This window comes from Micromonospora sp. PTRAS2 (assembly GCF_054052245.1).
Genome location: NZ_JBSWBU010000076.1, coordinates 1 through 251 on the forward strand (window position 1 = coordinate 1; position 251 = coordinate 251).

The following is a 251-nucleotide window of genomic DNA, read 5'->3' on the forward strand; positions in this document are numbered from 1 at the left end:
TCGGTGGCGCGCAGGGCGGCGCGGGTGAGGGTGTGGTTGAAGGCCATGGTCCAGGCGAGGAGGCTGCCGGTGGCCAGGGGGAAGGCGACGGGGTCCTCGGCGGCGCGCAGGACGCGGACGCCGTCGGCGTACTCCTCCAGGGGTGCGCCGTCGGCGTGGCGGGTGACGACGGTGACCTCGTGGCCGGCGGCGGCGAGGGCGACGGAGAGGGCGTGCACGTGGCGGCCGAGGCCGCCGACGAGCACCGGCGG

1 protein-coding gene is annotated in these 251 nt (G+C 78.1%); it reads right to left on the minus strand.

What is annotated here, in order from left to right; all coding sequences use genetic code 11:
* Nucleotides 1-251, minus strand: a 251-nt coding sequence (locus ACVMYR_RS33220; RefSeq protein ID WP_457123715.1) for a glycosyltransferase family 4 protein, incomplete at both ends; no start/stop codon positions are given.